Consider the following 11,359-nt stretch of genomic DNA (forward strand, 5'->3'; position numbering starts at 1 on the left):
TATAGTCTATTTACATAACTACTATACCATAAATAAGCCTATATATCGAGGGCCGACACCGCTAAATTGAACTTAAAAACAGGGGTTAGAGGCTTTACACAAGACCAATCTGCAGAAGAAATTAAAACCCAGGCACCCCATGCAGGTGCCCGGCTATAGATAAAGCCTGTTTATGGGCAAATCTTATAGTCTAATCGACTGGGAAAGTTGTATTTAATGTTAATCAAGTTCTAAAAAGAGGATACGGCTGCCGCCGTATCCTCTTTCGAAGTGACAGTGTGATCTACTATGCAGCAGTAGCTTCAGCTTCTTCTTTAACAAGCTGACTGTCATATTTTGTAAGGAATGGGAAGTAAATCAGGAATGCGACTGTGATACAGATCAATGCCAGTACAGCACCCATGAAGTTTCCACCGGTTCCAATAAAGGCTCCGAGCAGACCTGGAGTTGGCCATGGCACGTTAGCGATTACTGGTGGGAAAATTCCGCTGGCAATTCCGAAGTAAGCAATTTCAGCTGCTACGGTTGGAGCCAGAATATAAGGAATAATCAGGTTCGGGTTATAGATAATTGGTACACCGAAAATCAGTGGTTCGTTGATGTTGAAGATTCCAGATGGTAAGGAAGCAACACCAAGAGCTTTTAACTGTTCGGATTTAGCACAGAATGCCATCCAGATACACATACCTAATGTAGCACCGGAACCACCGCAGACAACATACATGTTCTGGAATTCACCAGCAAATACTGCATAATCGCCAGTAGCTTTTCCAGTGAAGATTTCTGCATTGGTCTGGAAGTTCTGCAGTGTAAATGGAGAGTAGAATGCAGAGATAATGTTAGCGCCGTGAATACCAACAGACCACAGAGCGTGGATCAGAAGGTTGATAATCAGAACACCATACCATGTATCGGCAATTGATCCTACGAATGAGAATGGGATAGCAATGATGTTGAACAGGTCATAGCCAGTCAGCATGATTAAACCATTCAGTACTAAAACAACAAATACGATAGCTGCGCAAGGAATTAATGCTGTAAAGGAGCGAGATACACCTAATGGTACAGCATCTGGCAGTTTGATGGTCCAGTTTCTCTGAACACAAGTTTTGTAAATCCATACAGCAAGAGTAGCCATCAGGATACCAGTAAAGATACCGGAAGTTCCTAAACGATTAGCAAAGCTTCCATAAGCGATACCGCTAATGTAGCCTTCGCCTTCAACGAAAACATAAGTTCCGTCAACGATAACCATTTCAGCAATAGTCATCAGGAATGCCATCATGGAAAGCATGGCTCCAGTAATTGGAGACAGATTTAAATCATATTCATTCGCTTTGATACTTGTTAATTCAAAGCCCATGATGATGTTGAAGTACAGAGCCAGAACACCCATTGTGAATGTGTTGGCAGTCATGTACAGATTAGTAATTTTGTCAAATGAGGCAGCCCATATTCCTTCAAGAGCTGGGAAAACCTGTGGTAATACGTTGAGGATCAGGAATGCAGAACCGATGATGGTAAATGGGATCGTACCCATACCAGCAGCCATGATCGCGCGGACAAACTGTTTCTGTGACAGTTTTCCCATCGGTCCCATCATGTATTTTTCAAGAAAATCAAATAGTTTTTGCATAATTCATCTTCCTTTAAAATGATGGTTTTAAAGATCAGATGTGAAGACCAAACTTCTGTTCATAAAACTGGATCTGCTGATAAACCCGATCGGTTTTTGTATCGATTTTCTTAAATCGAACATTCGATACGGACAGCAGGATCAGTCCAATTCCAACAAGAGCAGTAGCTACAGTTCGTGCCAGCGGGGTATCTGACAGAAACGGCATGACCTGCGCCATTGGCAGGGTCCAGATTATGATCAGAAGTCCGAAGTTGAACACCCATTGCAGCTGGCAGTACAGCTTCGACATCTGATACTTTACTTTCGATTTTCCAAATATGGAGCCAAGCTCCCAGGCTGGATAAATCGAAGCCAGAAGTAGAGCTAACGAAATATAAGAAATCCAGCTTCCCCATCCCAGATAAGTCAGAAAAGCATTTCCAAAAAAGCAGGAGGCAATCGCATATCGGACTACAAGAAATCTGTTGAAGTAGAGTGTTTTTAGAGACTGCAATCGTCTGCGAGTGATTTGGTCTTCACTCTGCTTAATCCCTTTTCTTCTTTTTCGGCTCATATTCCATTTTCTCCTTCCATTTCAATTCTTAATTCTTAGAGTGCTAAGTTTTGCAGCTTCTTAGCAGCCATGAAGTTTCTGATAGATTGGTTTGAGTTCTTCAGCAACTTCTTTGAGTGTCATGGTGGTCATCAGGTGATCCTGAGCGTGAACCATGATAATCTGGATTTCGATTTCAACACCATTGGCAAACTGGTGAAGAAGATCGGTCTGAGATTTGTGAGCTTCAACGAGCTGGTCTTCGGCTTCCTGCATCTTTGTAGCAGCCAGTTCGAAATCGCCTTCACGCATAGCGTCCATAGCTTCATGAACAAACGCTCTGGCCATTCCACTGAATGAAATGATGTTAAAAGCAACCAGTTGAGAAGTTTCGTTATCCATCTTGGTCATAAATGCAGCAATTTCCCTTCAGATATTTTTCTACTGGATCAGTGGTCGGAACATTGCTTCAAACTGTTCAAACGTCGGATTGTTGAGCATGTTTTCCTGCCGCTTATCCTCTTCGAGCAGGCGAACAATCGCCTGGGTTACTTCCTTGAGTCCTTCATTTTCTCTGTATGATGGAGACATCAGAATAATAAATCGAATGCTTGGGTGCTCTTTGTCCCAGTAAACTCCATCGGGTGCAATTCCTACCGCAAATCCTGCCGTTTCAGCAAGCGGCATGGCTGGGTGTGGAACAGCTACCGTATCCGAAAATGCGACATTGCCCATCTTGTTTCTTAATCGGATCTGATCCTTCATATGGGCGGTGAAGTTTTCCGCTTCGTCGTGAGCCATAAGAGAAACGAGTGTATCGACAATATCTTCAGCCGTATAGGAGTGATCGAAGATCAGAAATCTCTTTCGAGAGAAATACTGATGAAAGATCTGACTTTGTTTTTCACGACTGAGTCCAGAACAGGTTCCGATGGACTTAGGTCCCTTAAATCTCTTGTCAATGAACTTCTGAATTCTTGAGACATCGTCCTCAGTCAGGAATACAGAAACATGCAGAAAAGGAACTCCAAAAATCACAGATCCCATATTGACGCTGGAGATGATCAGATCGACCCCTTTGAGAATGTCATCATTGAGTGAAAAATAACCGGTTTCCGAAACAATATGAATACTGTTAGAGAAGTATTTCATAAGTCTCGAATGAAGCAGCTGACTGGACCCATATCCAGTGGCACAGATAACAAGGACCTGTAATTTACTGCTTTCGGCAATTCGTTCTGCCGCAGCCATGATGTGCAGGGCAAGATAAGCCCATTCATCATCTGAGATCGACAGTCCTTTTAAAGAAGGCATTTTTGAAAAATAAGTCTTCACAAGGTTGAATAATGCCGGTTCATCGTTCGTGATTGATTCTGTCAGCGGGTTGCTCTGCTTGATCCCCTGATGAAGTCTAGCGATCATTGGAGGTAGATGGTCTAAAAGAGACTGCTTGAGCAGTTCGTCCCTTTCGAAATCCCAATGTCCATCGTCATGAAACGACTGCAGGACATCCACCACTTCCCTTTCCAGATTTTCAGGCTTTTCTCTATTTCCCTTATCAGTAGTTTTCACTGCCATATGCAGTGTTAGATAAGCAATTTCTTCTTCGGGAAAAGCCATCCCGATTTCATCAGACAGTCTTTCGATCATCTTTGCAGCTGCCCGCCGTTCACTTGCCTGGTTAAATCCGGGTTTAAAAGAAAACTTTTCAAGTCTGAGTCCGCTTTTAATCCTTTTAATACTCAGTGCTAAATGAACCATGACATTCTGCATCATAATGTCTGAAAGAATGAGATTTTCCTTACGGGTTTCGTCCAGAATGATCATCAAAAGAGTTTCGGATGGAACATCATCAAAGTATCCAGAATGGTCAATGTACTCTCTGATCGAAGTAAACTTCGCATTGCGGAAGAAGTAATCCATAATCAGAGCACGTTTGTTTTCTTCATTGCCGGAAATTCTTAGTTTTCCATCACTGTCATTGATCAGGCTCAATGAGTAGGAATCCAGCAGGGGCCGCAAGATGCTGAAATCTTTTTTCAGAGTACTTTCAGAAATACAAAGCTGATCGGCAAGCGAATACTGGTCGATTGCTCTGTTTTCCAAAAGAAGCTTCTGTAAGATAAAATCCTTGCGCTCCTGCGCACTGTCCACACTATTTTTCTGATAAAGGTTCTCAAGCTTACTTGAATGAACCAGGTTTTCAAAGGCAGAAGCATTGTTGAGAATGAGTTGATACCCATTTCCCTGTTTTGCAATAATTTTTCCGCCATTGGCTTCGATTTCACCTGAAAGTCTTTTGATGTAAGTTCGGACCGTCCGTTCGGAAAGATCCAGATGCCACGCCATCTTCTGCGATGTCAGAAACTGATCTCGATTCTGATAAAGAAGTGTCAGAAGCTCTTTTTCCTTTGCCTTCACTGACGTTTAATGGTTTAGATCTCTTTATCTACGAGATCAGCCATTTTTTTGATTCCCATTGGAACAGGAATGTAAGCCTGTGGAGGAATAGCAACTACAGGTACATCAACTTCCTTACCAATGCTCTGGAACTGATTCAGGTACATTTTTGTCTGTGGGCTGACTAAGAATAAATCATAGTCTTTATTGCGGATGTGTTTTTCTCCTTCAATAACTCCAACTGCTTCTACAAGTACGTCTACACCCTTGTTTTTCAATTCTTCAGTTGTTTTTTTGGCGATAAGTGAACTGGACATACCACCAACACAGATAATCAGTGCTTTTTTCATAATTTCTTTTATTTATCCTTCCCATCCTGTACAACAGGAATCCATAAACTTACTGGCTTTGACCAGTTTACCGGTCGGCCATTGTGAAAGTGAGCCGGGGATTTGGCTGCGCCGCTTTCGTTATCTGCAATCTACACCTGATAATTTCACTTGTAAAATACAGATTTGCCGGATCATTCCGGCATTTGTTTCCGGTTTCATTTTATTTGATTTCTGATCAGTTTTAAAGACCCCCTTTTGGACTTTTATTCTTTTTTTCCGTCATTAAATAATTGCATTTGACAAAAAATACAAATTTTTGGCTTGAAATCATAAAATAATTCCAAATTCTATATATATTTTGAATTTTCTTCACGAATTTTCCCACTTTTGCCGTATTTAATCCGGAAAAAAATGATCTTTTGACTTTCTGGCAATTTACCGTTTCTTTTACAATTCAGGAAAGAGGATAGGTCAGGTTCCGGAATCTAAAATGAATACTTTCCGTTTCTATCCAGAAGCTTTAAGTGGTTAATAAATAAAGATATGCTGCCTTCATTGAACTGATTATAAATCGCTGAAAACTTCTCCAACCTGTGGATAATGAATCGTTTCATTGCAAATTTTATTTGTGATATCGAAGATTTTTCTTTTGATTCCTTTCGACAATCGAAACTTTCCGAAAGTACTTTAAAAATGCAAAAATATTCGAAACCTGCACACACGTCTTTTTATTGGTGTAACCCTTTATAATTCAGGAAATAAAAAAAGACGAGGCTTCGCGTTGGAAACTTCGTCTAGCAATCATCCTTTTCAGGACGAAAATTCATAGATTTTGCAGATCTTACCTGGTAAGTTTGGAAGCAGCTGCTTCGTCCAAAACAACTACTACATCTTTGTGATTCTGCAGGGCACTTGCCGGACATTCAATCGTCGGCTCGCCCTCGATCATTGCCTTGACAGCATCTGCTTTATCAGCACCAGAAGCAATTAACAGAATCTTATCTGCATCCATAATGGTCGCAATCCCCTGAGAGATAGCCTGTTTCGGAACCTTGTTTACATCGTTATCGAAGAAACGTTTGTTGGCTTCGATTGTAGAATCAGTTAAGTCAACGATATGAGTTCTCTCATCAAATGGAGTTCCCGGTTCGGAGAATCCGATATGACCATTACGGCCGATACCAAGCAGCTGAATACTTACGCTTTTGATCTGATCGTCATATTCTTTGGCTGCTTCATCAGTCGATCCGTATGGTACATGAGTATTCGCAGGATCAATATCAATATGTTTGAACAGATGGTCATTCATGAAAGTGTAGTATGACTGTGGATCGTTTCTGTCAATTCCTACATATTCATCAAGGTTAAATGTCACTACATCTTTATAGGAGTGATTTCCTTCCTTGTAATCTTCAACCATTCTTGCATAGAGCCCTTCTGGAGAACTTCCGGTAGCCAGTCCAAGAACTGGATGATCATTTTCATCAAGGACTTCCTTCATGACTTCAAATGCCTTATCAGACAATGCGTCATAATCTTTTTCGATAAATACTTTCATTATTTCTTCTCCTTCGATCTGTGTTCATAGATCAGTGACAGAAACCATTTGGGGATTACCTGTCATAAATGAAGATATCATCTTTCATTCATTCTATAAAGCGCTTCAAACAGAATCATTTTTACTCTTCTACAATAAAGCTGTACATGTCCATTGGACGAATTGATTCTAAAATCATGATTTCATCTGGATCGATGTACCCGACAAGATTTCTCTGTCCATCATTTTTCATATCTTTTAAAACCACCTGAACTTCCCCGGCATAATGTTTGCAGTTGTCATTAACGATCACTACATCTCCGCGTTCAAAATGGTCTTTCGAGCATGGCCTTGGAGTAAAGTCTCTTCCTCTAAACAGAATTCGTCCAAAACGGCAGCGCAGCATGTAATTCATGCAGTCACCCATATCCATATGGATGGGATATCGAAGCAGATCTTCTTTTTCTGTTTCTGTAATTCCATCATCGAGATGAAGCTTAAAAGGAATCGTTCGGATTTTTCCATCCGGAATCCATTCGTGAACCATGTTTCCAAAGAAAGGATCATCCGCATCTAACTCATTAATTTCCTGATACGTCTGCTCCATTGTCTTTTTAATCGCCTTGAATTCTTCTTCAGGAGCAAAGGCATTTCCAAAGATCGCTTCAGTGACATTATTCATGGCAATCATATGTTTTAGCTGACTTTCTACAGGAATATCCCGATGCTCCTCCACAGTTGGAAGACCATCAGAAACCGGCCATGGTCCATGTAAGCCTTCTTTTTGAGAACTTAAAAACATAGCTGTTGAAATCCCCTGTTTTGTCAGCATTTCATTGGCAGTTTTCACCGCTTCCATGGATGGGCACGTATATCTTTGCGGATAGAAATTATGACAGGTCAGAATATTATCTGGATTTCCGCCGTTGGCGATAATGTTTGCTGTCAGATCACTCATCGAAGCATTAAACTCAATTTTTAAGCCATCATTATTGTTTACAAGAATCACGTCACGCTCATCATTAAACGGACCATCCATCCGCAGAATATCCAGCCCCATTTCTTTAAAAACAGAAAGATCATCCGCTTTTGCTCCTAATCTTTCAAACAGAACTCCGTTGCAGTCACCTGATACGACCATTCCATACTTGTGAGCCAGATCAGTCAGTTCCTTAAAGTAGGCAACAAGTTCCTCTCTGCTTCCTTCTACAGAAAATAAAGAAGTAAACACTTTTTCGAAACCATATTCTGAAGCCATCTTCAGATAATCTTCAATCTCCTGCCGGCTTTCCTGCTCAGGATAAAGTGAAATTCCAAGTCTAATTTTTTCCATTTTTTCTCCTCTTTAATGAATCCCGCTGCCAGTCATTCTCAGTATGATTTTTTGATGACTTACAGGTTAATGAATTCATTACTCGACAACCAGTTTTATCGACTCTTTCAATGTCCATGATATCAATCCGATTCTGGTTATTCCACGAAGAACCGGCTTTAAGGAGAATTGTTATGGTTTTTAAGGCATGCTTCTTTCTTTGTCACGTCTATGAAACCTGTTGTAATTTGCTGAAATATTGAAATTGCCTGAACAACAATTAAGAACACAAAAAGCCGGGATTGCTCCCGGCTGTATGATTCTGATCGCTATTATCTAATCAGATATTTTCCAAATCTTTTTCCTGTTATTTTTTCAGATTCCAACCAATTGATATAAAGTCTATCGATGATTATCCATTGAATACTCAAATCAGATCATAAATCGAATGGATGGGTCCATTTTCATTTCGATAGGAGGAAGAGTGATCCCCAGTGTTTCTCTTAAAACGTCTTCTACAGTTCGAACTGGAATGATTTCCAAAGCATCCAGAACTTCTTCGGACACTTCCTTGAGATCGGCTTTGTTGGTCTCAGGAATTAGAACTTTTGTAATTCCAGCTCTCATCGCCCCAAAGAGCTTTTCCTTAAGTCCGCCAATGGGTTCAACATCGCCGCGTAAAGTCAGCTCCCCGGTCATGGCAATATGCGAATCAATCGGTTTATTCATTGCTAAAGAAGCCAGAGCACTGAATAAGGTAATTCCGGCAGAAGGACCATCCTTTGGCGTAGCGCCTGCAGGAACATGAATATGAATATCGCGTTCCTTAAACGGCAAAAAGTCAATCGGAAGTCTTGATTTCAGAAGGCTGAGGGCAATTTTAGCAGACTCCTGCATCACTTCTCCAAGCTGGCCAGTAATTAAAGTCGCTCCATTTCCAGGCATGCTCATTGTTTCAATGAATAAAACTTCTCCGCCCACCGGTGTCCAGGCAAGCCCTGTTACCACGCCAGCTGGATTTTCATCCTTTACTTTCTGGTGATGACGTTTCTGAGCTCCTAAAATCTCTTCAAGATCTTTTGATTCAATGATAATTGGTAAAACAGTGTTTTCGTCAAGCAACTCTTCAGATTTGCTTCGGGCAATCTGAGCAATTCTCTTTTTTAAGCCCCGGCATCCGGCTTCCATTGTATATTCTTCGACAATTGTAGTAATTGCTTCATCGCTGATCTGCAGCTGATCGTCTCTGATTCCAAATTCATCCAGAGTCAGAGGGATCAAATGATCTTTTGCAATATGAAATTTTTCCGATGCGGTATAGCTGGAAATTTCAATGACTTCCATACGGTCTAACAGCGGAGCTGGAATAGTATCCAGCGAATTTGCCGTAGCAATAAAGAAGACATCCGATAAATCATAAGGCTGATCCAGGTAATGGTCTGTAAATGAATTATTCTGTTCAGGATCAAGAACTTCCAGCATGGCAGCAGCTGGATCTCCGGCAAAGCCACCCTGCATCAGCTTATCAATTTCATCCAGAATCATGACTGGATTGGTCTTTCCAGCCTGTTTGATCGTCTGTAAAATTCTTCCAGCCATGGCTCCAACATAGGTTCGGCGATGACCTCTGATTTCAGATTCATCTCGAACTCCGCCCAGGGAAAGGCGTGTATATTCTCTGCCTAAAGCTTTAGCAATGGATTTACCAAGAGAAGTTTTACCAGTTCCAGGAGGTCCGACAAGCAGCAGTGCAGACCCCTTATTCGATCTTTTCAGCGCCATCACAGCAAGATGCTGAATGATTCTTTCCTTTACTTTTTCCATACCATAATGATCTGCTTCCAGAATTTCTCTGGCCTTTTTCAGATCACAGGGCTGAAGTTCTTCTTTTTTCCATGGCATTTCCAAAGCAAATTCGATGTAATTGCGCATGACATCCTGATCCACGCTTCCCTGAGAAGAAGAATCTTCAAGCTTTTTAGCTTCCCTGAGAATGGCTTTCTTTACCTGTTCAGGCATAGCGCTCATCTCAATCTGTTCTCTGTAGCTGAGTTCTTCTTCATCCTGATCATCATCCGAATTTCCTTCAGTTTTAGCGAGTTCCTTTTTAATGGCTTCAAGCTGGGCTTTCAACGCCTGTTTTCGATACCACTTGTTATTCTGTTCAGAAATTTTCTCATTCATCTCCAGAGTAAGAGCGATTTTTTCCTTCTGCAAAATAACCAGATCCATAAACATCAGGGCTCTTTCACGAAGGGAATCTGTTTTTAACAGTTCATATTTTTCTGTCGCAGAAAGATTCATATACTGCGAAAGGAAACTGATTAAGGAATTGATATCCTTGATGGATTCCAGTCGAGTAAGAACTGGGCGCATTCCTTTAAAGGAGGTACTGATCTGGTGAACAGATCGTTTGATATAGGCAAGCATTTCCTTTTCTCCTGCCTGATCAATGTCACGCTCTTCTTCAGCAATTTCATAGCGGCATTCAGGCAGAATTCCATTCCCCATTTCAATGACGTGAACGCGCGCTCCGGTACGAACATTCAAAAGGATGCCGTCCTTTCCATCGCTCACGCTGGTGATTACGCATTCCACCCCATATTTATACAGATCATCAGCCTCCCAGATGGAGCTGTTCTGATTTTCATTTTTTACTGGCACTGCGATGAACCTGGTTTGCTGAAGGCGAACAGCGCTCATACGATCCAGATTGGATAATTGTAAATTAATGTCAGGCAGCAGCAGGGTTCCGATTACAGGTAGAACGGCTGCACTGTACAGTTCTTTGTTGTTTTCCATTCTATTCCTCACTTTTCTAATCCAGGATTCTGGCACTTTAATAACACAAGTGCTACCCATTGAGAGCATTATAGTAGTTAATAAGAAAAATGTAAATACTTATAGTTTTCATACTTAGCATATTTTTTAAACTTAGTATTTAAAAGGCTAGAAAAATCCTGTATTCTTTTTGTGAGGATTGCCATATGAAGAAATTGATTGTATTTACCGATGAAGACTGTCCAATTCGTTATGCCTGCCATGCCATTCAGGGAAAATGGAAACTCCCTGTCATTTATGTCTTATGTGAAAACGGCACCCTTCGCTATAACGAACTAAAAAAGGCTCTGGGCGTAACGAATGTGATGTTATCGAATACGTTAAAAGAAATGGAAGAAGAAGGTCTTGTTATTCGCAGGCAGTACAATGAAATTCCGCCAAGAGTGGATTATTCACTGACCGAAATTTCTATGATGCTTTTACCTGTTATCAAGGAATTCAGCGTATGGGGTGAATTTTTAATGGAACATGAGCGAGCCAACTCAAATTCCAAATCAAATAATCATCAAGACGACGCTTCAACCTCTGCGAATGAAGAAACTGTAATAACCAAAGAATCAATCAGTTAATGAAATTAAACCAATTAAGATCTATCTCGTGATTCATTTAGATCATCTCTACTAAAAAAAAACCTTTCTTGAGAGTGTAATTTTATCTGTGTAAGTCGAGAGCGTACGGCTCGGCCTGCACAGATTTTTTTTGCGATTTGTGCTTTTATTAAGAAAAGAGGAAATGAAATCATGGCTAAAATCAAACGCAATCCTGC

Annotated in this window: 10 protein-coding genes; 1 reads left to right on the forward strand and 9 read right to left on the reverse strand. The window is 40.8% G+C overall.

The window, feature by feature from the left end; translation table 11 throughout:
* Positions 1 to 286 precede the first annotated feature (286 nt).
* The 8 genes from celB to lon form a co-directional block, all read right to left on the reverse strand.
* A complete protein-coding gene (gene celB / locus BO222_RS11230) occupies positions 287 to 1,636 on the reverse strand; it encodes a PTS cellobiose transporter subunit IIC (RefSeq protein ID WP_075820865.1) in 1,350 nt (449 codons plus the stop codon).
* A gap of 34 nt (positions 1,637 to 1,670) precedes the next feature.
* Positions 1,671 to 2,192: a hypothetical protein gene (locus tag BO222_RS11235; RefSeq protein ID WP_075820866.1), complete on the reverse strand. Its 522-nt coding sequence runs from the start codon at positions 2,190 to 2,192 to the stop codon at positions 1,671 to 1,673.
* Between the two features lie 60 nt (positions 2,193 to 2,252).
* Entirely contained in the window at positions 2,253 to 2,582 is a 330-nt protein-coding gene (locus BO222_RS11240; protein ID WP_198932077.1) for a PTS lactose/cellobiose transporter subunit IIA, read from the reverse strand.
* 30 nt (positions 2,583 to 2,612) lie between these two features.
* Positions 2,613 to 4,592, reverse strand: coding sequence for a BglG family transcription antiterminator (locus tag BO222_RS11245; RefSeq protein ID WP_075820867.1), 1,980 nt, complete (start codon positions 4,590 to 4,592; stop codon positions 2,613 to 2,615).
* 14 nt (positions 4,593 to 4,606) lie between these two features.
* Positions 4,607 to 4,921 (reverse strand): PTS cellobiose transporter subunit IIB, encoded by a 315-nt coding sequence (locus BO222_RS11250; RefSeq protein WP_075820868.1) that lies wholly within the window; start codon positions 4,919 to 4,921, stop codon positions 4,607 to 4,609.
* A gap of 823 nt (positions 4,922 to 5,744) precedes the next feature.
* Positions 5,745 to 6,461, reverse strand: a complete 717-nt coding sequence (gene nagB / locus BO222_RS11255) for a glucosamine-6-phosphate deaminase (protein WP_075820869.1) — start codon at positions 6,459 to 6,461, stop codon at positions 5,745 to 5,747.
* Between the two features lie 121 nt (positions 6,462 to 6,582).
* Entirely contained in the window at positions 6,583 to 7,773 is a 1,191-nt protein-coding gene (locus BO222_RS11260) for a MupG family TIM beta-alpha barrel fold protein (protein ID WP_075820870.1), read from the reverse strand.
* A gap of 411 nt (positions 7,774 to 8,184) precedes the next feature.
* Positions 8,185 to 10,554 (reverse strand): endopeptidase La, encoded by a 2,370-nt coding sequence (gene lon, locus BO222_RS11265; protein WP_075820871.1) that lies wholly within the window; start codon positions 10,552 to 10,554, stop codon positions 8,185 to 8,187.
* Between the two features lie 185 nt (positions 10,555 to 10,739).
* Here lon and BO222_RS11270 point away from each other — a divergent pair, with 185 nt between their 5' ends.
* Positions 10,740 to 11,162 (forward strand): winged helix-turn-helix transcriptional regulator, encoded by a 423-nt coding sequence (locus tag BO222_RS11270; RefSeq protein ID WP_075820872.1) that lies wholly within the window; start codon positions 10,740 to 10,742, stop codon positions 11,160 to 11,162.
* Positions 11,163 to 11,176: 14 nt separating this feature from the next.
* Here the strand turns inward: BO222_RS11270 and BO222_RS14130 are convergent.
* Positions 11,177 to 11,359 (reverse strand): hypothetical protein (locus BO222_RS14130; RefSeq protein WP_233131256.1); only part of this gene is annotated, 183 nt, incomplete at its 5' end.

Origin of the sequence: Ileibacterium valens (assembly GCF_001945525.1) — a bacterium.
Classification (GTDB): Bacteria; Bacillota_I; Bacilli_A; order Erysipelotrichales; family Erysipelotrichaceae; genus Ileibacterium; species Ileibacterium valens.